Below are 21,893 nucleotides of genomic sequence, written 5' to 3'. Positions count from 1 at the left end.
ATCCCTTCTTAACTGATCTTACTGCCTCTTGCTAACGTATCTACCTCAATATAAATAAGGAAATTTTCCAGCCAAAATCAAAGTAGAGCTTATTTTAATGATGCAACATATCCCATTGCAAGACTTATATAATAAAGACAACCGCTATCGAGCTAAGTTAATTAATAGCCTTTCTGGCTTTAAAAGCGCCAATGTTATCGGCACTTGCGATAACATTGGCAATACCAACTTAGCAATATTTAGTTCAGTTGTGCATTTAGGAGCATCACCTGCTTTAGTTGGCTTTATTATGCGCCCAGATACAGTGCCGCGAGATACTCTCAATAATATTTTACTCACGAAGCACTACACCATTAACCAAGTATCGAGTACTTTTTGGCAGCAAGCGCACCAAACCTCGGCACGCTATCCACCAAACCACAGTGAATTCTCAGAGACTGACCTAAGTGTAAGTTTTATTGATGGCCACCAAGCACCATTTGTTGAACAAAGCTTAGTCAAATATGCCGTTGTGTTAAAAGAAATCATCCCTATTGCAAGTAATAATACCCAATTTGTCATTGGAGAAATCACCGATATTTTATGTCAGCAAAGTGCGATAAAAGCAGACGGTTACCTTGACTTAGAAAGTCTAAATACCGTTTGTGTTTCTAGCCTCGATAGCTACCATATTACTCAACATTTAGGGCGGCTTAGTTATGCCAAACCAGAAACACCTTTAACACCATTAACCATTGATGGAGAAAGAGGTACTACCCAGTGACAAATAATACTGAGAGAATTACTCCCCCTACTCAAGGCTTAACTATTCTCTATGATAGTAGCTGCCCATTGTGCTGCGCTGAAATGGCTCACCTCAAACGCAAGGATGTAAACAACCTAATAACGCTAGTAGATATTCATCAAAGTGATTTTTCAACTTTATATCCGAATATTGAGGTCGAGCAAGCCATGAAAATATTACATGGTTTATACGGTACGGAAATATTATTAGGATTAGCGGTTACTCATAGAGCATGGACGCTGGTTGGTAAAGGTTTTTGGGTCGCTCCGCTTAATTGGCCACTGATAAAGCCTTTATCACATCAAATTTATTTATGGGTCGCTAAGCACAGGCAAAGTATTTCGACTTTTCTTGCCAAGACATTTGGCATTAACAAACCTTATTGCAATAAAGGCACTTGTTATGATGACAGAACAAACGCTAATTCTCGGGGCAAATAGCGGCATAGCCCAGGCTATTGCTGCCAAAAGCCTACAACAAAAAAGCACTTGCGTTACGATCGTTAGTCGTAACAGCTCGGCATACCAACAACTAAAGAAGAGACACAAAAATCTCAATATCATTAATGTTGAAAACTACAGCTCTACCACGATGGCAAAGGTGGCAGAGCAATTAACACAACAAAGCTCACAGCCTATTACCCGAGTTTATATTTGCCATGGCATATTGCACAACGCAACGGTGCAACCTGAGAAAAAACTAGAAGATATAGCCCCTGACGCTTTCTCAGCGGTAATGAACGCTAATGCGCTAACACCAATGTTATGGATAAAAACCTTAACACCATTACTTACAGGAAAGACAGTGTGTAAATTAGTGGTACTTAGCGCCAGAGTAGGGAGTATTTCTGATAATAGGCTTGGCGGTTGGTATAGTTATCGAGCATCAAAAGCCGCGTTGAATATGATGCTAAAAAATACCGCAATAGAGTTTGCAAGACGAGCAAAAAATATCAAAGTTATCGCGTTTCACCCAGGTACTACTGATACAGATTTATCTAAACCCTTTCAGCAAAACGTGCCTAAAGGAAAGTTATTTACCCCTGAGTTTGTTGCTAAGCAACTAACCTCAATAAGCGATAAAGCACTTGTGGATGGTCAACTAAGTTTTGTTGATTGGCAAGCGGAGAATATTAGTTATTAGTTACCACTAATAAAGCGAATAGTCGTGATTTGTCGCGCTAATCAAACACGAGGAGAAAGCCTTAGATAATTACTGGGCTATCTAACTGCAGAGCTCACTGCCAACCAATTTTCCATAACTGTGGATTTTTTAAATCACGCCAATTAATACTGTACTCATTGTTATTAATAACCGCTTCAATAATACATTCTGACACCCGCTGTTCCTCATCAAACTCCACAGCAGTAATAATAAAATGCTTTTCTTTATTAATAACTTCAACTTTGGTCCATTTACTGTTGAGTAAAGACTTAGGACTCACTTTATTCATAGGTTTACCTTATGCTCTCTTGGACTATTGGGTCTTTTGTCAGTTTTTCTGTAGCAACAAATTACTAGAAAATATACTTTTATTAGTGTGAGAATATTTAGGGCTGTTGATCTTTCGAGATTATTTTTGCAGCTTTTTGTTGGGTATTTATACAAGGCAGAGCCTTTGTAATGTAGTTATTCTACCTAAAAAGGCGATAACGCAGTAAAAATGGCCAACAAACGCTGTCCGAAGGATTCGGCTAAAAGCGTTTTACGCTTTGTTGAACAGTATTTGCTTAGAATGACTAGGCAACACACTGTCCGCCGCGATTAAAACGCTTTTATCTCGAACAAAATTTAACCGCGAAAGATCAACAGCCCCTAGCTAAACTCAATATTACTAATGATTAGAGCAAACTTACCTGGCTTTTTTTTAGTCATTAAAAAGCCCACCTCTTGCACACTTTCTGCCGTTAACTTTGGAGCGTTAGGTAATAGCCTGCCGCGAAAGGTCGCAATAAAATCAGCCAGTTTAAAACTAGACTGCTGTTCAATGCCGTTTAAGGTGACAAAATTGTGACGATACGCAACTCGATAACCATCAACATGAGACATAATGCGTACTTGATAAGTTTGACCATCCCCTTTGCTATTAATACGGATACGCTCAACACCTGAGGCTAATGATTCAATTCGTCGATAGACCGAACTAAAGCCACCATTGCTATCCCGTGAAATGTTACCGAAAAAACGCCCATAATTGCCTTCAATCAACATTAGGCTCGATGAAACACCACCCATAACGCTGTCATTCGAGACACGCCAGTAATTTATTTCGTTTGACTCAGTAAAGTTAATTAACATATTAGAGGTTAATGATTCACATCACTAAATGCTATGGTCAGCGCTTTATTTAACTCACTTAAATCTTGGGCAACTAAGGTAGCTAAATGGGCGTAAGGCGGTTGCTCACCAAAAGTTAATAAACATGAAGGCATATTAGCATTTTTCGCCGCTTGTATATCGTAAAGGTAATCACCTACATAGAGTAACTTTTCTGGCGGACACCGCCATAAGTTAGCAATATGAAGTAAGGCATCTGGCGCTGGTTTCGCTTTATGCTCCTCTCGCGTTAATACCAAATCAATAGTTAAATCATTTTTTGTTAATTTTACCTGTGCTGCCGCTTTACAGTTTCGCGTGACTATAGCAAATGGTAAATTTAGCGAGGTTAACAATGCAAGAATTTCCCTAGTACCTGCAAGCAAAGAAGATGAATGTGCATCAGCCATCTCAAACTCAACAATTTTTTCACTGGCGGCGTGTTGCTGCTCAATAGGAAGCGATGCAACAAAAGATAAAACATCAAGATGCTCTGGGCAGTTAAGCTCAGCTTTGATTTCCGCAAAATCTAACGATGATGTGACCAAGGTATTATCTAAATCAAAAATGATACCACTCAGGTCACCAACTAGCACCTGATGATGATTTAACACATGATTTTCAAAACCTGATAATAAATTAGTCACTGCGATTATCCTTTAGCATTTCTGTAAGTAAGGCTAAAAAAGCAGTTAAGGTTTCTTCATGCTGATAATCAAATGCGTACCTGCCATGAAATAATAGGGTCAAGGTTAAGTCTTTATAACCTAAAAAGCAGGTATAACCATCAAAATCATGCCAAGCATCAACATTATCTAAACAATAACGATGCTTTGATTTGTCCCCTTTTGAAGTGATGATATTAAAGGCTTTTAAATATTGTTTTAAGCTTAATTGTGGTTGGTGCATCACTGCTCCTAATGGATAAAGTGTCAGACTCTATATAGCAAAATATAATAGGTGAAAGTAGTAGCTATATAACCTTAACAAGTTAATACGATGAGTTAATACTAAAAGTTCACCATAAACAAAGAATTATAACGGCTACATGTATTGTAGTGTCAGCGCAAATAATAATAATATTTGTAATTAAGTGAAATAAAATTCCCACGTAATATTGTGAATTTACGGAACAAAAAATGATATTTACTATGACTATTTTTAGCGGCTAAACAATGGCACAATGGTATTGGACATTCTCATTAGGAAGATAAATGAAAGCGATTTTTACCTTATTTTTTATACTGGTAAGTTTTACCAGTCACGCCGCCGAGCAAGCAGAAGAAATTTTTGCTCAATTAACATCATCATTGTATCAAATTAAGCTTATTGATAAGGCCAGTGGAGAAAAATCTTCAATAGGGTCTGGCTTTCAAATTAGTAGCGATGGCATGATAGCAACCAATTATCATGTTATTTCAAGTTATGCTCGCCATCCCACTAAATACCGTATTGAATACTTAGATAACTTAGGAAGTACTGGCGAATTAACACTTAAAAGTGTTGATGTAATTAACGATCTTGCTTTAGTTGAGCGCGAAGTTACTGCCCCCATGGATTATTTTTTACTTTCGAAAAGCTCACCTCAAAAAGGTGAAAAACTATTCTCATTAGGTAACCCACATGACTTAGGAATGATTGTTGTTCCAGGAACATACAATGGTCTAAAAAAAGAATCATTTAGTGATCGCATTCACTTCACCGGCTCAATTAACTCAGGAATGAGTGGGGGTCCGGTAGTAAATAAAGACGCGGAAGTGGTTGGTATTAATGTTGCCACCTCAGGTAACCAAATAGGTTTTCTCGTTCCACACGGAAAGTTAATAAAGCTCTATGCTGAGTTTAAGAAATCACCTCCTGCTGACATAAAAAAACAAATGGCATCTCAACTGTTAGCAAGTCAGAACGAGCTAATGTCAACGCTACTTAATAGTCCATGGCAACCAAAACAGTTAGGTGCCAACGGAATTATTCCGATTATTGATGTGCCTTTTATTCGTTGTTGGGGTGACTCAAATACCGATAAGAGTGATGCCTTAATTTTAGCCGCTGTTGCTAACTGCTCTTTAGACGAAGATACTTATTTAGCCGCGAACTTATTTACTGGGAATATTGAAATAGAGTTCAAACACATGCAAGCAAAAGAGTTGAGCGATAGTAAGTTCTATCATTTATATCAACAACAAATAGCAAGAGCTGGCGCAGGAAATCGTGCTGGTAAAGGTGATGTCAGCGAGTTTCAATGTCAGCACGACTTAACCACACCGCAAAATAATAATATGACAAGCAAAAGTATTTTTTGTACTCGTGCTTATAAAGACTTTCCCAAACTATTTGATGTTTTATATTTAGGTGCCTCAGTTGATAAAGGCCAACAAGCATTGGTCAGTCACTTTACTATTGCCGGTGTTAGCCAGAAAAATGCGATGGCCTTTACCCATAAATTTATGGAGGCTGTATCATGGAAATAATTATTGAGGAAATTAGCCGTGGTCAAAAATTACTACATCGTCACCAGTTAAATAAAAACACGGTTCGTATTGGCCGTGATTATAACAACGATATTATTTTATCCGATCCACATATTTGTCCACAGCATCTTGATATCAATTTTAATGACGGTGTTTGGACGTTAACTGACAAGAATACGATTAATGGCACCTTTCTAGAAAATGCTAGCAATAAAAAGCAATCAGCTAACCAGCATATTATTGAAGACGGCGATATTATTAATTTAGGAAAAAGCCAACTCCGTATTGTATTTCGAGACCATAAAGTAGCGCCTACTGTACCTTTTAGTGCCTTTGAAAACTTAATCGACTTGTTACGCAGTCCAATAGCTCTCACCTTAAGCATTGCTATTTTTATTATGGTTGCCGGTGGTGTTTTCTACTTAAACAACCCAATGGAAAGTAACTTAAGCCAACTACTCGTTAGCGCTATAGGCATGTCTTTGCTATTTGGGGTATGGCCTGCGGCTGTCGCATTAGTATCACATTTAACTAAAAATGATGCTCGTGTTATGGCGCAGTTAGGGGTCAGCTTTGCATTATTTAATTTAATGTGGCTCAGTGATTTATTGGAAAATATTGTCGCGTTTAATACTGCTAGTCATTCTGTAATGCTAATTCTTATTAACTTAGTACCTATTGCATTAACTTTCACCCTATTATGGCTCAACAGTTATATTGGTTTTCATATGACGGCAAAACGTAGAATGGTTACCGCGTTAGGTTTAACCGTATTACTGTTCGGTGGCGGCTACTTAGTACAGTATAGTAACAAGCCTGAATTTGATCCTCATCCAAACTATAACGCGACCATTATGGATCCAAGCTTTTTGCTTGCACCAAGTAGTAGCGTAGATGATTTTGTTGAGCAAAGTAAGCAACTGTTTATTGATGCTGAAAAGTCTATTCAAGAAGAAGAGTAATAATTATCTGTATAGCCATTTCGCTATTTTAAATAAGAATATGACCAATATAAAAAGCCCCCAAACATCACAATGCTTGGGGGCTTTTTATTACTTTAACCTGAGCTCGGCTTAAAAAATGTTTATCTAGCTTTCTATTTATGGGCGAGGAATGAAACCTACCGCATCATACACAGAAGTTAAAATTGGGCTCGCTTTTTGAGAAGCTTTTTGTGCGCCACTGCGCATTACTTGCTCTAAAAAGTTTTGGTCTGCGCGGTATTCATGAAACTTAGTTTGAATAGGCTCAAGCATGGCAACTACAGCATCAGCAACATCACCTTTTAAATGACCATACATTTTATCTTCATACTCAGGCACTAAATCAGCGACGGTTTTTCCTGTTGCGCATGATAATAGCGATAATAAATTAGACACGCCTGGCTTTTCTTCAATGTTGTAATAAATACGTGCTTGCTCGTCTGAATCAGTGACCGCACGCTTAATCTTTTTACTAATTTTTTTAGGGTCTTCTAATAAACCAATAAAGTTACCCGGATTAGTGTCCGACTTAGACATTTTCTTGCTTGGTTCAAGCAAACTCATAACACGAGCGCCGTGCTGTGGAATAAAAGGATCTGGCACAGTAAAAATATCACCATAAATATTATTAAAGCGTGTTGCAATATCACGCGCTAACTCTAAATGTTGCTTCTGGTCGTCACCTACCGGCACAGTATCGGCACCATAAAGTAAAATATCTGCCGCCATTAATACTGGATAAGTAAACAAGCCTGAGTTCATATTTGCTTCAGATTTTTGTGACTTATCTTTATATTGAGTCATACGGTTTAATTCACCCATTTGGGTGTAGCAGTTTAGTACCCAACTAAGTTGTGCATGCTCAGGTACATGTGACTGAATAAAAATAGTGCTTTGCTCTGGGTCAACACCACAAGCCAAATATAGCGCTAAACCGTCAAGGGTAGCATTACGTAAGTCAGCCGCTTTAGGGCGAACCGTAATAGCGTGTTGATCAACCAACATATAATAACACTCATGGGTTGGTTGCATATTTACCCATTGCTTTAATGCGCCTAAATAATTACCAATAGTTAATTCGCCTGAAGGCTGACAGCCACTTAATACAATAGGTTTACTCATGATTTTCCTTTAAATTACTTTAATCGTTATTTTATCGTAACGGCTATGGCGTTACTTTTTTTAATTCTGCGCGCATATCATCAATGGCGACTTTATAATCTGGCTGCGAAAAAATCGCGCTACCGGCAACAAACATATCAGCACCTGCCGCCGCAATTTCAGCAATATTACTTGCCTTAACACCGCCATCAACTTGCAAGCGAATATCTCGGCCACTAGCGATAATTTTTTCTTTGACTAAGCGAATTTTATCTAAAGTAGTTGGAATAAATGATTGCCCACCAAAGCCAGGATTCACCGACATCAATAAAATAACATCGAGTTTATCCATCACAAAGTCTAAACAATGCAGAGGTGTTGCTGGATTTAACACTAAACCCGCTTTACAACCATTATCTTTAATTAGCTGTAAAGTTCTATCAATATGATCGCTAGCTTCAGGATGAAAGGTAATAATATCAGCTCCTGCTTTAGCGAAACTAGGCACTAAGCTATCAACCGGCTTTACCATTAAATGTACGTCAATAGGCGCTGTAATACCGTAACTTCTTAACGACTCACAGATCATAGGACCAAATGTTAAGTTAGGCACAAAATGGTTGTCCATCACATCAAAGTGAACAACATCTGCACCTGCAGCAAGTACTTTAGCTACATCGTCACCTAAACGAGCGAAATCAGCAGAAAGTATTGATGGAGCAATTAAGTATGAAGGCATAATGGTATATTCCTGAAAAAACAGCCCACATTATACCCAAGCCAAAATGAAATGCGAATATGAAAGTGATAACTGTACCTATTAATCTGGTGCAGTTTTAACAAAACCGCACCGTTAAGGAGCATAAAAAACAATCACCCTTGATTATATAATTCATTTAAACCTCCTAAACCACTGTTATTAATATCGTTATTTTTTATATTACTTATTTTTTTTCATAGGCATTATTTTTGCTCTATCTGTAACTAGAATAAAACTTAACGTCAACATAAACACTTAGGAATATAATATGAAAAGTATACTTTTACCTATTACGTTAACTGGTTTGGTTTTCAGTACTCTCGCTATCTCTAACACTGCACAGGCAACTGAAGGCCTATCTGCTAATGTTGGCGCTACTTCAAATTATTTATGGCGCGGTTTAGAACAAACTAATGGCTCTGCCGCAATATCAGGTGGTATTGATTACGAAGATAGCTCAGGGTTTTATGCTGGCACTTGGGTGTCTAATGCCGACTGGGCTAACAATGATATGAGCTATGAGTTAGATTTATATGGTGGTTACTCTGCAGATATTAATGACAGTTTATCTTATGATGTCGGCTTTATTTATTATGCTTACCCAGATGAAACTACAGGTGATGCCGATTTTTCTGAAGTTTATGCCAGCGTAACTTTTGAAGCACTGACTTTAGGGGTAGCCGTATTAACCTCTGGTGAAGGAGCTGATGTAGGTGACACTATATACGCCAGTGCTGATTACAGTTTTGCTTTAGCAAACGATGCCGACATCACCCTGCATTTAGGCTCATACTCTGGTGATTGGCTTAGTGAAGATTCTATTGATTATGGTGTAAGCTTTAACAAATCAGGCTTTACCTTAGGTGCATCAGCAACGGATTTAGATGGTGCTGCAGGCGATATAAAAGCCTATATTGCTTACAGTATAGATATTGATTTATAAAAATAATTAAAGATACAAATTAGTATAAAATTCAAACAAAGACATAAAGGTGTGATTCGGTTATAATCGATCACACCTTTTTTATGTAATAGAGTAAATCATGTCAATACGGATGCTGGCAGATATAACTTTAACCAAGCCTAAAAGACTCTGTTTAGTCTTTATTATTGCATTAACTTTATCTTGCACTTATCGTTATAGCGTAATAATATTCACGCCAAGCAAACTCAATATGAAAACACACTTACAATCTGCACTACACTGAAGTCTGAATTACCATTAAGTCACAGTAACCATCCCTGTAATGCCGTTTATAGGCCCAACAAAAGCTGGTGGGCATGGTTTGCTGGAGAGAGTAAGTCAACTCACCGACAATTTTTAGATTTAATAGAGTTAGTACATTATAGTTTTGATTAATTAAAAATAGTTAAGCGGTAAACTACTATGAGAAATGCTAAACAAATATTTAAGAGTGTATTCGCTGCCTTTTTTGGAGTGCAAAGCAATAGCAACCGAGAAAAAGACTTTACTCAAGGAAAGCTATCCCACTTTATTATTGCAGGCGTAATATTGACGATTGCATTTATTGCATCGCTTGTTTTAATTGTGCAGTTAGTCTTAGTAAATAGTTAACTCGAAAGTTCAGTTTAGGGTTTACTATCCCGAGCTCAGGTTACTTATACAAAGCCAATAATTCAGCAACCTTTTTACGCTGCCCTGCATTTTGACTAATTGTTCTAGCCACTTGAATTGATTTTATTTTAGCTGAATGCTCATAAATCTTACGCGTCCAAATAGTATCGTGATTTGAAATCAATACCGGAATATTTTTAGCTTCATTCACTTCTTCTGCGACATTAGCTAGATCAGCCTGCTCATCTAAACCAAAGCCATTACCTGAATAACTGGTAAAACTTGCTGTTTTACTTAATGGGACATATGGAGGATCACAATAGATAACATCGCCCTGCAGTGCTCTAGCGAATGTTTTGCGATAACCTTCACAAACAAATGTAGCTTTTTGGCTCTTCTCAGCAAAAAAATTTAATTCAACTTCAGGGAAGTAAGGCTTTTTATATTTACCAAAAGGAACATTGTAACCGCCTGACTTATTATATCGACATAAGCCGTTATAACCGTGGCGGTTCATATAAAGAAAAATAAGCGAACGAAAGTAGCTATCTTTACTAGCGTTAAATTCAGCTCTTAATTGATAATAAGTGTCCGCTTCATTATGTTCAGGATTAAATATTTTTCGCGCGTCGGCAATAAAGGTATCAGGAGATTTTTGCAGTATTTGGTACAAATTAATCAAGTCTTGATTAATATCATTCAAAATATAATGATCGTAATTGGTATTTAGAAAGACCGATCCTGCGCCAACAAAAGGTTCAATTAAACGCTGTTCTTTGGGTAGCATTTTAGCAATAACATCAGACAGACCATATTTACCACCTGCCCACTTGAGAAATGCTCGATGCTTCTTGCTCATTAATCGCTTAAACCTAAAATCTGAATAAAATTACGCTGCGAATTGTAGCTCGATTTACTCTTTAAAGGTATTAATTTCCGCAAGAACAAGCGAAATGGGTTTAATCCATGGGTCTCTTACTACTAAATCATCAGGAAAAGCTTGAATTGCCGCTTTAGCATCTTCTTTGGTTGCATAATTATCAGAAGTAACGACGGTAAATACCTTACCATTTAGATCTTTAGTGTAATGATGTAAAGGCATTGTTTCATAAGTAGTTAAAAACTCAGTTAAGCGTTTATTATCAAAAAATCCAGCTATTTGTATAACGTACCCCTCTGGCGCTAACAATGCTGCTTGAGCATAGTACGATCCAGCCTCTGAAGTATTATTTTTTAAGGTTTCTGATGCTTTAATTGCTTCATTATTTTGGCTCAGAATTTCCGTATCTTCACTCGCTTCTTCTAGCGCTGCCGTTGACGTAGTTGCAAATAAAGCGTTGAACACTTCCGAACTATTTGCGACTTGTGGCGCTTTCAATTCAGTATCATTTAAAAGCGCTTGGTAAATATCAGTCGCATTAGCCTCATTAACAGTTGTAGCAGGCTTATTTAGCTGTTTATCGTTACTGTCGGTTATAGGAGCAATAAAAGTCGCTATAGGCTTACTAAAGGAGTCTTCGCTGGCTTTATCAGCCATCACCGTTGTTTGTGTGAACAATGATTTATTATCTACATCGCTAATATAAATAAATAACGCTAAGCAAGCAGCCATTAATAAAACAACACTTAAGCCTAACACTATTTTTTGCCATAAATGTACTTTAATCGGTTTAACTACGGGTGCCAGCTTCGGGTCATCGTAGTTATATAGTTGCCCTGTTAAAGCATCAATAATCACTAACTTATTCTTGAATAGCGTTTTATCACCAACGACTTCTTTACCTGAGTCAAAGCTGCCAAAAAAAATCACATTAATTAACGTGTTGCTCTTCTTAGCTACTTGAACTAGTTGACATAGTTCATATTTAATTTGTAGTGATAACGCTTGGGCATGTTCAATAATAATTGTTAATACATCACTTTGTTGCTGAGCTAAGCGTAAAACGCTTTGTACTAGTGATTGCTCAGGATCAAATAAGGTATTTGAGAAAAGCTGTTCGATTAAGCGACAACGCAGCTGAATATCATTTAATTTAGAAGATGCAGAAACAAAAGCGGTATTTACTTGGTTAGTTTCTTGATTTGATATGGCAACAAGGTATTGGCGAGCAACCTGACTATAATCATCATTACTGTCGCCTACAACAAGTACAGCTTGCTTAGTAAAGCGTAAATTATAATCAATACGAGCCGTAACATTAATATTAGCGATGCTATTATCTGGTTTTATATTAATCACTGTTGAACTGCTTGGAAGTGCAGACATACTTTACCCTTTCTATGAAAATTTGTGATAGTGTCATTTATGATGACACTATCAAATAATTTATAGAATTTGCTGAAGTAAGTCTTGTGATACATCATCACGGATTTCCGATTTACCGATTGCTGTTGGAACGATAAAGCGTAATGTACCGGCTATGTTTTTCTTATCTCTGCGCATATGTTGAATAAATTCATTAAACCCCATATTACTCGGTGCTTTAATTGGTAAGTCAAATGCAGAAATTAACAACTCTATGCGACGATATTCTGACTCTTCAAGCAAATTCATTGCTACAGCTAGTTTAGCAGCAAGTACCATGCCAGTAGCAACAGCTTCACCATGCAACCAATTACCATAGCCTTGTTCTGCTTCAATAGCATGGCCAAAGGTATGACCTAAATTGAGTAAAGCGCGTAAGCCTGATTCAGTTTCATCTTTAGCAACAATATCAGCTTTACACTGACAGCAAGTCTCTATCATTTGAGCTAAAATATCACTTCGACCTGACTTGATTGCCTCGATATTATTTTCTAACCAAATGAAAAATCGCTGATCGCCTAAAATGCCATATTTAATCACTTCAGCCATACCGGCATTAAACTCGCGTACAGGTAATGTTGTTAGGCTGTCAATGTCGATAAAAACCGCTTTAGGTTGGTAAAAAGCACCAATCATGTTTTTACCTAGCGGGTGATTAACTGCTGTTTTACCACCAACAGAAGAGTCAACTTGAGAAAGCAGTGTCGTAGGTATTTGAATAAAGTTAATACCACGTTGATAACACGCAGCAGCAAAGCCGGTAATATCACCAATAACTCCACCACCTAAAGCAATAAGCGTAGTATCACGACCATGCTCATTTTTCAGTAAACTTGCCATAATAACTTCAAAGCTAGCCAAGTTTTTATAAGCTTCGCCATCAGGGAGCACTACGTCATCAACAATAAAGTCAGTGAGTTTAGCTTTAAGTTGCTCGAGGTATAACGGAGCAACAACATCATTAGTAACAATACAGACTCTTTTACCACCAATATACGAGGGTAATTTTGACGTTTGTTGTAACAACCCTGATTCAATAAAAATAGGGTAACTGCGTTCGCCAAGCTCTAAATTCAGGGTAGTCATAGGGTGCCACTAATGATAAAAATATAAAAGTCGAACTGCTATAGATTAAAATTCGATATTAAAACTCAAGTTTATCAATGATGTTATGTGCAACAACTTTTGCACTTTGCTCATCAGTCTTAACAATAATATCAGCAATTTCTTCATAAAGAGGATTACGCTCAACAGCAAGGTTTTCGAGTACTGTACGAGGCTCTTCTGAGGTTTGTAATAAAGGACGGCGACGATCACGTTGCGTACGAGCAACTTGCTTATCAATAGTTGTCTCAAGGTATACAACAATGCCACGAGCAGATAATCGATTGCGAACATTAGTACTTATTACTGAACCACCACCAGTAGCTAGAACAATACCTTGTTTTTCACTTAAGTCTTCGATTACAGTTTCTTCTCTTTTACGAAAGCCTTCCTCGCCTTCAAGATCAAAAACCCAAGCGATATCAGCGCCAGTACGACGTTCAATTTCCTGATCAGAATCAAAAAACTCAAGGTGCAATCTGTCGGCTATTTCTCTACCTATAGTACTTTTACCAGCACCCATAGGGCCAACAAGGAAAATATTACGTTTTTCTGCCATTAGATTTATTTCATACTCGTTTTGTTAACAGGTCATTCAAAAGAAATTTCTACCTAAATAATAGTAAAAATAGCACTTTTGACGGAATAGAGGTCTCCCTCGGAAATTTCAAGGGCGTAATTATCGCAATTGTTAACTACAAATTGCAAGTAAGTTTACCGTTAACTTAATTAAAAACTCTTAAAAGCTAAAAATTCACTAAATAATAAGGGAATATTATTTAGTGAATTGAAGTAAATGTTATAAATGTTCTGTGACAATGCGCGGAGTAACAAAAATTAATAATTCTTTTTTGCGATTACTATTACTCTTAGAACTAAACATCCAACCTAAGTAAGGAATATCACCAAGTACAGGAACCTTAGAAACACTGCTAATAATCTCTTGCTGGTAAATACCACCTAATACGATTGTTTGGCCATTGTCAGCCAGTACTTGCGTACCAATACGCTGAGTATTGATTGAAGGAGCAAAGCCTACTTGTATCTCTGATATAGAGTCTTGAGTAACTACTAAATCAAGAATTATCTTATCATCAGGTGTGATATGTGGTGTTACCGTTAAGCTTAAAACGGCTTTCCTAAATTGAGTTGCCGTTGCACCACTTGAAGCAGCTTCTTGGTAAGGAATTTCAACACCTTGCTCAATATAAGCTTCTTTTTGGTTTGCGGTAGTAATTCTTGGACTGGCAATAACTTCACCTTTTTTCTCTTTCTCTAACGCTGAAAGTTCTAAATCAAGAATTGTACCATTGGCTAGTTTTGCCACTTGAAAAGCAATAGAACCAGCAGGACTAACAACAGGTAAATTTACATTTAATCTATCGCCTAAGTCAGGAACATTACCACCTCGTGCAGAGTCTACCCCAGCTAAAGAGCCTGAAGATATATTCTCGCCATCGGTATTAGTAACACCCCAACGTATACCTAACTCTTCATCTAAATCATCGTTAACCGTTACCATACGAGCTTCAATGATTACTTGGCGAACAGGAACATCTAATATAGTTACCATACGCTTAATATCTTCAATGCTTTTAGCGGTGTCACGAATTAATAAGGTATTAGTACGCTCATCAACTGACACACTACCGCGTGGCGATAAAATACTGGTATCTTCATTTTTAATAAGCTCTGAAAATTCTAATGCTTTAGCATAGTTGATTTGTACATATTCAGAGTATAAAGGCGCTAACTCTTCAACTTGTTGCTGTGCTTGTAAAGTTTGTGCTTCACGTGCGGCCAATTCATCCGCCGGAGCAACCATTAAAATGTTACCTTGCATGCGCTTATCTAAACCTTTAACTTTTAAGATAATGCTTAATGCTTGATCCCAAGGTACACCGTCTAAACGTAGCGTAATGTTACCCGTTACTGTATCGCTTGTTATTAAGTTAAAGTCGTTATAATCCGCAATTAATTGCAGTACCGTTCTTACCGGGATATCTTGAAAACTAAATGAAATGCCACGGCCAGTAAAATCTTCTGTTTCACCTAAGTATGAAGGAGCTTTCTCCGCCTCTTTTTGTACGGTTAAAATGAATAAATTACCTTCTTGCTCTTGCGAGAAAGTAAAGTTGCTTTCAACATCCAGTACAAAACGTGCATTACGGCCATCTTTAAAAGTTTCAATACCTTTAACAACAGTACCAAAATCAGTTACATCAAGTTTATAAAGTAATTCATCACTGATATTAGTGTTATGTAATTCAACATTCACCTTGCCTAACTTGTCATTAACGTCTGCTGCTAATGTACTGTCACTAAGATAAATAAGTAGCTGTCCGTCATTATTCTCATTCAATCTAAAGTCAATCGACTCAACTTGGTTAATAAATGCTTTTCCAGCAGGGCTTAAACTCTCAACAACCTCTGCAGATGAACCTGAGTTAAAAGTAATAGAAAATTCTTTATCATCTGTTAAAGCAACATCAAATACTGAGAGTTTCTCTAACTGAATACTTGCCACCATGTTACCCGTAGATGTATCAATAGTTACTTCTTCAATTCCAGCATGTTGAACAAGTGTTTTTTGTAAGTGCTGAGCATAAGTAGCAGCACCAAAATTAATTTTCACAAATGCGGGAGTCATTGAAGTGTTTACTTCAGGTAACTCACTAATACTACGATCAAACTTAAAAACTAGCTCAATTTGATCAGCTTGTAGCGTGTTATACGATATTTCACTGAGGTGGCTAACATCATTATTTTCATTCGCATTAACAATATGAGCCGCAAAACAAAGTAACAAAACTAAACAGAGTGGTAATTTGCTAAAGCCTTGGTGATTTTTGATTTTATTAAATAACATTATTATTTCCTTTACTTATTTGGCTCTGATTTAACAATTTCCAATTCTGCTTCACGCTCAACCCAACAACCTGCTCCATCCGGGGATAACTCCATAATTTTTACTTTTGTTGTACTCACTTGTGTAATTTTTCCATGATAGAGTCCTAAATAATTACCAATAGAAACTCTATGTAAGGTTAAATCTGAAGCTTCTAATAATGCCCAAAGTTTATTTTCGTCACCTAATGTGCCCTTCATAACTAAATCACTGAGTGCATATTTTTCTAATGGCTGTTTACGTCGATTACTATCAGGACTCAAACAACCTGATACTTGTTGAATTTTTTGTTCTATTACTTCAGGCTTAGGCAACACAAAGGGGCTACGTTGCTCTTGCGCTGAATACGCAATATGAATGAATGCATGAACTTCAGGCATAGGCTCAATATAGTTTGTTGTAGTGGCTTTCACTTGCTCCATATGTGCTTCAATGTCTTTAGTATCATCAAAACAGCCCGTTAATGACAGTGATAGCATCGACGCAATCAATAAAGAGCGGTAATTTATACGCTTCATTGAACTACCTCCTCTTGATAACGGTAGGTCTTAGCTTGTAACTTTAAATTAAGCGTTTCATTATCATTTTCAGCGATATTGATAATAAAGTCATGTAAAGTAACAATTCTTGGCAACCCTGCGATTTTACTCACAAATTGACCAAAAGCGTGGTAAGGACCAATCACTTCAATATCAATAGGTAACTCGATATAGATTTCTTTACTTATTTCTGGCTGCCATTCTAATTTAACAAAATCTAAACCGCTTGTAGTACCAATGAAAGTAATATCATCAAGTAAACCAGGCGTTTCATGACTGTTAGGCAAACTTCTTAATTGATTAGCAAAAGTATCTTCAGCTTCTACCATTTGCGCGCGAAATAACTCTAAATTAGCCGCAATATGATATTTGGTTTTATACGAATCTTTTAATGTTTTCTCTTCTGCATAGGAGCGTTCCAGTTGGGTTAATTGATTACTAATAATCCCCATATATCCTAGGCCTAATACAAGTACACCTAAAAATATTGCTAATACCAACTTAGCCGCTGCTGGCCACTGTCCTATGTTATCAAGTTCGAGGTTATCAAATTGCGATGCATCAAACTTCATCTTTAAACTCCCTATTTAGCCGCCAATGTTGCACTTGGATTTGCAATTAAGCCTTTAATTCTTACTTTCATTTTAAAGCTACTTAGCAATTTCGGTGAATCATCATCAGCAGTAATTGACTCTGGTGTTGCATCTGTAAATAAATCAGATAGTTCAATAGCGCGTATCATATTAGCTAAATGGTTATTAGATTCGCTCTTTCCTGTTAAATAAATAACATTCCCTTGCTTTTCAAGCTGGGTAATATAGATGCCATTAGGCACTATTTTTGCTATTTCATCAAGTACTTGAGTACCCACGTTTCGGCTACGTTGTAATTGTTCAATTACATCGATACGTTTTTGTAAGGCATCTTTTTTTTCATTAAGTGTTCTTATCTCGCTAATTTGAATGTCAAGTTGCGCTATTTCGTTTTTGAGAAATTGATTACGACTATTTTGTCCGTCAATTCGCGCTTGATAGTAAAAATTAACAATTAAAACTAACGCTAGAGCAGTTAAACCTACCGCCGTTAAAATAGTAAAATACTCTTTCTTTTTTCTTTTTAGTGAGGCTTCACGCCAAGGGAGTAGATTTATATGTGCCATGGGGTAAAACTCCTTAACGCTAAACCTGTTGCAACCATTAATTGCGGTGCAACAATAGCAAGCTCTTCACTATTAACTGATGAACCTAAAGCCATGCCGTGAAAAGGGTTAGCAATAACGGTATAAATACCTATTTCTTCCGATAATAGCGCTTCAACCCCTTCAAGTTTTGCCGTACCACCTGAAATCAACAAGTAATCGACTTTTGTTTGGCCACTAGTTGTTAAAAACATTTGAATAGCACGGCGAATTTGCTGCATCAGTACAGTATGAAAAGGAGCGAGCACTTCAAATGTATAATTAGGAGGTAAGTCGTTACTTACCTTTGCTCTTTCCGCATCATCAAAAGATTTATTATAGTAAGAGACGATCGAACGCGTATATTGCTCACCACCAAACATTTGATCGCGGCTATAAATGTGTTTACCTTGTTGAGTAACAGAAAATAAAGTAACCGTTGCCCCAATATCGACAATTGCAACAACTTTATCCTCGGCATCTTCTGGAAGTTGAGATAGGCATAAGTCATATGAACGCCCTACGGCATAAGATTCAACATCGATAACTTTTGCTGAAAAATCTCCAGCTTCTAAGGCCGCAACTCTAGCCTCAACCGACTCAGTACGCGCTGCACTTAACAAGACATTAACTTTACTGGGATCAGATTCATTAATATCCAAAGTTTCAAAATCAAGGCTGACCTCATCTAATGGGAAGGGGATTAAGCTATCAGCCTCTATTTCTATTTGGCTAGCCAGCTCTTCCTCATTTAATGCAACATCCATATAAATAACTTTGGTAATAACCGTTTGCCCTGAAACAGCTGCTGCTGCGTCTGTTGCTTTGAGTGATATTTTTTTTCTTATTTTTTCAATCACACTACCAACCGCTTCAATATCTTGAATTTCACGATCGATTACAGCGCCACGCGCCATCGGCTCAATGGCATAATCTTCTAGAATATATCCTTCAGCACCTTGACTTAATAACACAGCTTTTACTGAATGTGAGCCTATATCAATCCCAACCATCATCGGGACTTTCTTTTTCCATAAATTGTCCAGCATAAGAACCCGCAAATATTTTTTGTAATTATTTTAGACGTAAAATACGTATAAATACATTTATTACATGCTTTTACACGATATACTAGTATTATCTTACATTTTTAACTATAAAATGAGTTTTTTGTGTTTTCTCTTAAGAATTTATTAAAAATCAGCCTTGTAATGGCAACTTTAGTATTTATTGCTGCTATCGCTCTTTATTTAAGTATGCGTGATGAATTGCCCGATGTTAATTCTTTAAAGGATATTCAATGGCAAACTCCCATGAAAATTTATACGCACGATGGTTTACTCATTTCTCAGTTTGGTGAGAAAAAACGTATTCCATTAACGTTAGAGCAAGTTCCTCAACAACTGATAGACGCTTTATTAGCCACTGAAGATGACCGTTTTTACTTACATTTTGGTGTTGACCCAATTGGTATGGGTAGAGCGGTTCTTGCCAAGTTAATGGGGCAAGATAAAGGCGGCGCAAGTACTATTACCATGCAAGTTGCTCGTAACTTTTTTCTTACTCGTGAGGTTACTTACACCCGAAAGATTCGTGAAATTTTTCTTTCTTTTCATATCGAGAGCTTACTCACTAAAGATGAAATATTAATGCTGTACATTAATAAAATCGAATTAGGTCACCGTTCATTTGGTTTTGGCGCTGCTGCGCAAGTGTATTATGGTAAAGAGATTAATGAGCTAACATTACCGCAAATAGCTGTATTAGCGGGTTTACCTAAAGCCCCTTCAACGCTTAATCCGATACGTTCCCCTGAGCGTGCATTAGCGCGACGCTCTGTAGTTTTACACCGTATGCTCGTAAGTGGTTATATTGATGAAGCGACATATCAAGAAGCCAATGCTGCCCCAATTACGGGCGAAAGACATGGCGCACAAATTGAGTTATCAGCACCTTATGCTGCTGAGATGGCGCATCAAAAAATGATAGCGCTTTACGGTAAAGAAGCGGCTTATACAAACGGCTACAATGTTTTCACTACTATTAATAGTAAATTGCAAAACGCAGCTGACACCGCAGTGACTAATAACTTATTAAGCTATGATCAACGCCACGGCTACCGCGGACCAATTTTATCTTTACGCCCAAACTTAAGAAAACAAACTGAAAATAATAACTCAAGCAATGCTCCTCATGATACAAATATCAATACATCAGAAGTAGATGAACTTACGCTAGATGAAATTAATCAAGCCTTAACACAAGTTGAGTATGATCAAGGCCTTGTACCTGCGGTTGTCACCACTGTTTTAGAAAATTCTGCAAAAATTGCACTGCTTAATAATGAGCAAGGCACAATTCCTTGGGAAGGAATGCATTGGGCACGTGCTTTTATTAATGATAGAAAACAAGGCTCCCCCCCTAAAAGTGCGAATGAAATACTCACTTACGGCGATGTTATTTTAGTGCAAAAAGACAGTGATGCTAACTACCACTTAAGCCAATTACCGCAAGCGAGCTCAGCAATGGTGTCAATGTCTCCAGATGACGGGGCTATCAAAGCCATTGTCGGTGGGTTTAGCTTTAAAAAGAGTCAGTTTAATCGAGTCACTCAAGCTAAGCGCCAAGTTGGTTCTAACATTAAACCTTTTATTTATTCTGCTGCGCTTGAGCAAGGTTATACCCTAGCCTCAATCCTTAATGATGCGCCAATTAACCAATGGGATAAAAGTGGTGATGATGTATGGCGCCCTAAAAACTCTCCCGAAGAATATATTGGTCCTATTCGAATGCGCCAAGCATTAGCCCAATCAAAAAACGTTATTGCAGTACGTTTACTACAAGGTGTCGGACTCGATGGTATTATTAATCATCTGACGAAATTTGGCTTCGCTCCTTCAGACTTACCTAGAAATGAATCGCTTGCGTTAGGCTCGGCTTCTTTAACTCCGCTAGAAATAGCGACAGGTTTTGCTGCATTTGCTAACACAGGTTATTTAATATCACCTTATATCATTGATCGTATTGAAAACTCTGAAGGTGAAATTATTTACCAAGCAGATCCATTAATGGCATGTAACCCATGTGCTGCTGTTGATGCAACAAATGAAAACTTTGATAGCATGGTTAATATAGATAATGATGTAAAACTCACCGAAGACTCAATAATGACAGAGCCTGAAAGTGTAGTTTTACAACAAGAGGCTGCATCAAATACTAGCTCCCATGTTATTAAGAGCGCACCTCGTGTTATTAGTGCACAAAATGCTTTTTTAATTACTGAAGCACTTAATAGTGCAATTTGGGAAGCAGACTGGTCTGGAGCCAATGGTTGGCAAGGTACTGGCTGGCGTGCTAGAGCTTTAAAACGTCGTGATATCGCAGGAAAAACAGGTACCACCAACGAAGCAAAAGATGCTTGGTTTTCTGGTTATTCTCGCCGTTTAGTAACAACGGCCTGGATTGGCTTTGATGATCCTAGTCGTAACTTAGGTCAGAGTGTTTACAATAGCAATTTAGACAGAGAACAAATTGTTGGCGGTGAGTTTGGTGGGCGTTCGGCACAACCTGCATGGATTGCTTTTATGAAAGAGGCATTGGCTGATTTACCAATAGAGCCTTTCCAGCCACCAACTGAAATTGTTTCAGTGAGAATTGACAAAGCAACAGGTAAACTCACCAATAAAACCGACAGAAGTACTAAGTTTGAATACTTTAGGTTAGGTAAAACGCCAACGGAATATGTAACTAAAGATACCAGTGATGAAATACTTAATGGTACAGAAACAAAAACCGAAGTTGAACTATTTTAAGGCTTCATCTAAAGCATCAAGCCTAAGTAATTCAATCTAAAATATTGATTATAAATA

23 protein-coding genes and 1 pseudogene are annotated in these 21,893 nt (G+C 37.4%); 8 read left to right on the top strand and 16 right to left on the bottom strand.

The genetic code is table 11. From position 1 onward, the window contains the following. Nucleotides 1-100 precede the first annotated feature (100 nt). The 3 genes from ABD005_RS16435 to ABD005_RS16425 are packed head-to-tail and all read left to right on the top strand — an operon-like array spanning nucleotide 101 to nucleotide 1,927. Nucleotides 101-763: a flavin reductase family protein gene (locus tag ABD005_RS16435; protein WP_343818807.1), complete on the top strand. Its 663-nt coding sequence runs from the start codon at nucleotides 101-103 to the stop codon at nucleotides 761-763. Then, nucleotides 760-1,224 (top strand): thiol-disulfide oxidoreductase DCC family protein, encoded by a 465-nt coding sequence (locus ABD005_RS16430; RefSeq protein ID WP_343818778.1) that lies wholly within the window; start codon nucleotides 760-762, stop codon nucleotides 1,222-1,224. Before ABD005_RS16435 ends, ABD005_RS16430 begins: the two co-directional genes overlap by 4 nt. Continuing rightward, nucleotides 1,187-1,927 (top strand): SDR family NAD(P)-dependent oxidoreductase, encoded by a 741-nt coding sequence (locus tag ABD005_RS16425; RefSeq protein WP_343818776.1) that lies wholly within the window; start codon nucleotides 1,187-1,189, stop codon nucleotides 1,925-1,927. Before ABD005_RS16430 ends, ABD005_RS16425 begins: the two co-directional genes overlap by 38 nt. Nucleotides 1,928-2,021: 94 nt before the next feature. On the opposite strand, the gene ABD005_RS16420 is transcribed toward ABD005_RS16425, so the two are convergent. The 5 genes and pseudogenes from ABD005_RS16420 to ABD005_RS16400 all read right to left on the bottom strand — a co-directional run bounded on the left by ABD005_RS16420 (nucleotide 2,022) and on the right by ABD005_RS16400 (nucleotide 4,009). Continuing rightward, nucleotides 2,022-2,237, bottom strand: coding sequence for a TIGR02450 family Trp-rich protein (locus ABD005_RS16420; RefSeq protein ID WP_215979396.1), 216 nt, complete (start codon nucleotides 2,235-2,237; stop codon nucleotides 2,022-2,024). A gap of 104 nt (nucleotides 2,238-2,341) precedes the next feature. Further along, nucleotides 2,342-2,536, bottom strand: a pseudogene (locus ABD005_RS16415) (hypothetical protein); the annotation flags it as partial. Nucleotides 2,537-2,599: 63 nt separating this feature from the next. Then, nucleotides 2,600-3,082 (bottom strand): CIA30 family protein, encoded by a 483-nt coding sequence (locus tag ABD005_RS16410; protein WP_343818774.1) that lies wholly within the window; start codon nucleotides 3,080-3,082, stop codon nucleotides 2,600-2,602. A gap of 8 nt (nucleotides 3,083-3,090) precedes the next feature. Then, a complete protein-coding gene (locus ABD005_RS16405) occupies nucleotides 3,091-3,747 on the bottom strand; it encodes an HAD family hydrolase (RefSeq protein ID WP_343818772.1) in 657 nt (218 codons plus the stop codon). Then, entirely contained in the window at nucleotides 3,740-4,009 is a 270-nt protein-coding gene (locus ABD005_RS16400) for a DUF3081 family protein (protein ID WP_215979440.1), read from the bottom strand. Before ABD005_RS16400 ends, ABD005_RS16405 begins: the two co-directional genes overlap by 8 nt. Before the next feature lie 305 nt (nucleotides 4,010-4,314). On the opposite strand from ABD005_RS16400, the gene ABD005_RS16395 reads away from it, so the two are divergent. Then, the gene (locus tag ABD005_RS16395) at nucleotides 4,315-5,571 is read left to right on the top strand and encodes a S1 family peptidase (RefSeq protein WP_343818769.1); all 1,257 of its coding nucleotides are present in this window, start codon (nucleotides 4,315-4,317) and stop codon (nucleotides 5,569-5,571) included. Continuing rightward, on the top strand, nucleotides 5,562-6,533 hold the full coding sequence (locus ABD005_RS16390) for an FHA domain-containing protein (RefSeq protein WP_343818767.1): 972 nt from the start codon (nucleotides 5,562-5,564) through the stop codon (nucleotides 6,531-6,533). The genes ABD005_RS16395 and ABD005_RS16390 overlap by 10 nt, the downstream gene beginning before the upstream one ends. A 138-nt stretch (nucleotides 6,534-6,671) precedes the next feature. Here the strand turns inward: ABD005_RS16390 and trpS are convergent, their stop codons facing one another. Together trpS and rpe are read right to left on the bottom strand one after the other, a co-directional pair. Further along, nucleotides 6,672-7,676, bottom strand: a complete 1,005-nt coding sequence (trpS, locus tag ABD005_RS16385; protein ID WP_343818765.1) for a tryptophan--tRNA ligase — start codon at nucleotides 7,674-7,676, stop codon at nucleotides 6,672-6,674. A 43-nt stretch (nucleotides 7,677-7,719) separates the two neighbouring features. Next, on the bottom strand, nucleotides 7,720-8,394 hold the full coding sequence (gene rpe / locus ABD005_RS16380) for a ribulose-phosphate 3-epimerase (RefSeq protein ID WP_215979436.1): 675 nt from the start codon (nucleotides 8,392-8,394) through the stop codon (nucleotides 7,720-7,722). A 289-nt stretch (nucleotides 8,395-8,683) separates the two neighbouring features. Between rpe and ABD005_RS16375 the strand changes: the two genes are divergently transcribed. Both ABD005_RS16375 and ABD005_RS16370 read left to right on the top strand, forming a co-directional pair. Further along, nucleotides 8,684-9,358 carry a TorF family putative porin gene (locus tag ABD005_RS16375; protein ID WP_343818763.1) on the top strand — a complete coding sequence of 225 codons (675 nt, stop codon included), beginning with the start codon at nucleotides 8,684-8,686 and terminating at the stop codon, nucleotides 9,356-9,358. A gap of 444 nt (nucleotides 9,359-9,802) precedes the next feature. Continuing rightward, complete coding sequence (locus tag ABD005_RS16370; RefSeq protein WP_343818762.1) at nucleotides 9,803-9,991, top strand: DUF2970 domain-containing protein; 189 nt, start codon at nucleotides 9,803-9,805, stop codon at nucleotides 9,989-9,991. A gap of 40 nt (nucleotides 9,992-10,031) precedes the next feature. Here ABD005_RS16370 and ABD005_RS16365 read toward each other — a convergent pair whose 3' ends face one another. The 9 genes from ABD005_RS16365 to ABD005_RS16325 all read right to left on the bottom strand — a co-directional run bounded on the left by ABD005_RS16365 (nucleotide 10,032) and on the right by ABD005_RS16325 (nucleotide 19,073). After that, nucleotides 10,032-10,850 carry a Dam family site-specific DNA-(adenine-N6)-methyltransferase gene (locus ABD005_RS16365; RefSeq protein ID WP_215979432.1) on the bottom strand — a complete coding sequence of 273 codons (819 nt, stop codon included), beginning with the start codon at nucleotides 10,848-10,850 and terminating at the stop codon, nucleotides 10,032-10,034. A gap of 54 nt (nucleotides 10,851-10,904) precedes the next feature. After that, complete coding sequence (locus tag ABD005_RS16360; RefSeq protein ID WP_343818761.1) at nucleotides 10,905-12,257, bottom strand: SPOR domain-containing protein; 1,353 nt, start codon at nucleotides 12,255-12,257, stop codon at nucleotides 10,905-10,907. A gap of 60 nt (nucleotides 12,258-12,317) precedes the next feature. After that, a complete protein-coding gene (gene aroB, locus ABD005_RS16355; RefSeq protein ID WP_343818760.1) occupies nucleotides 12,318-13,382 on the bottom strand; it encodes a 3-dehydroquinate synthase in 1,065 nt (354 codons plus the stop codon). Between the two features lie 58 nt (nucleotides 13,383-13,440). After that, nucleotides 13,441-13,959, bottom strand: a complete 519-nt coding sequence (aroK, locus tag ABD005_RS16350) for a shikimate kinase AroK (RefSeq protein WP_215979429.1) — start codon at nucleotides 13,957-13,959, stop codon at nucleotides 13,441-13,443. A gap of 240 nt (nucleotides 13,960-14,199) precedes the next feature. Further along, on the bottom strand, nucleotides 14,200-16,269 hold the full coding sequence (locus tag ABD005_RS16345) for a type IV pilus secretin PilQ (protein WP_343818759.1): 2,070 nt from the start codon (nucleotides 16,267-16,269) through the stop codon (nucleotides 14,200-14,202). A gap of 11 nt (nucleotides 16,270-16,280) precedes the next feature. Next, nucleotides 16,281-16,826: a pilus assembly protein PilP gene (locus ABD005_RS16340; RefSeq protein ID WP_343818758.1), complete on the bottom strand. Its 546-nt coding sequence runs from the start codon at nucleotides 16,824-16,826 to the stop codon at nucleotides 16,281-16,283. Next, nucleotides 16,823-17,419 (bottom strand): type IV pilus inner membrane component PilO, encoded by a 597-nt coding sequence (locus tag ABD005_RS16335; protein WP_343818757.1) that lies wholly within the window; start codon nucleotides 17,417-17,419, stop codon nucleotides 16,823-16,825. The genes ABD005_RS16340 and ABD005_RS16335 overlap by 4 nt, the downstream gene beginning before the upstream one ends. Nucleotides 17,420-17,430: 11 nt before the next feature. Then, complete coding sequence (locus ABD005_RS16330) at nucleotides 17,431-18,006, bottom strand: PilN domain-containing protein (protein WP_215979425.1); 576 nt, start codon at nucleotides 18,004-18,006, stop codon at nucleotides 17,431-17,433. After that, nucleotides 17,994-19,073: a pilus assembly protein PilM gene (locus ABD005_RS16325; protein ID WP_215979424.1), complete on the bottom strand. Its 1,080-nt coding sequence runs from the start codon at nucleotides 19,071-19,073 to the stop codon at nucleotides 17,994-17,996. The genes ABD005_RS16330 and ABD005_RS16325 overlap by 13 nt, the downstream gene beginning before the upstream one ends. Before the next feature lie 123 nt (nucleotides 19,074-19,196). Here ABD005_RS16325 and ABD005_RS16320 point away from each other — a divergent pair, with 123 nt between their 5' ends. Next, a complete protein-coding gene (locus ABD005_RS16320; RefSeq protein WP_425544912.1) occupies nucleotides 19,197-21,836 on the top strand; it encodes a penicillin-binding protein 1A in 2,640 nt (879 codons plus the stop codon). Nucleotides 21,837-21,893: the final 57 nt, after the last annotated feature.

This window comes from Colwellia asteriadis (assembly GCF_039523295.1).
In the GTDB taxonomy this organism is placed as follows: domain Bacteria; phylum Pseudomonadota; class Gammaproteobacteria; order Enterobacterales; family Alteromonadaceae; genus Colwellia; species Colwellia asteriadis.
The sequence above is the reverse complement of the archived record's forward strand: the minus strand, read 5'-3'. Positions and strand labels throughout refer to the sequence as shown.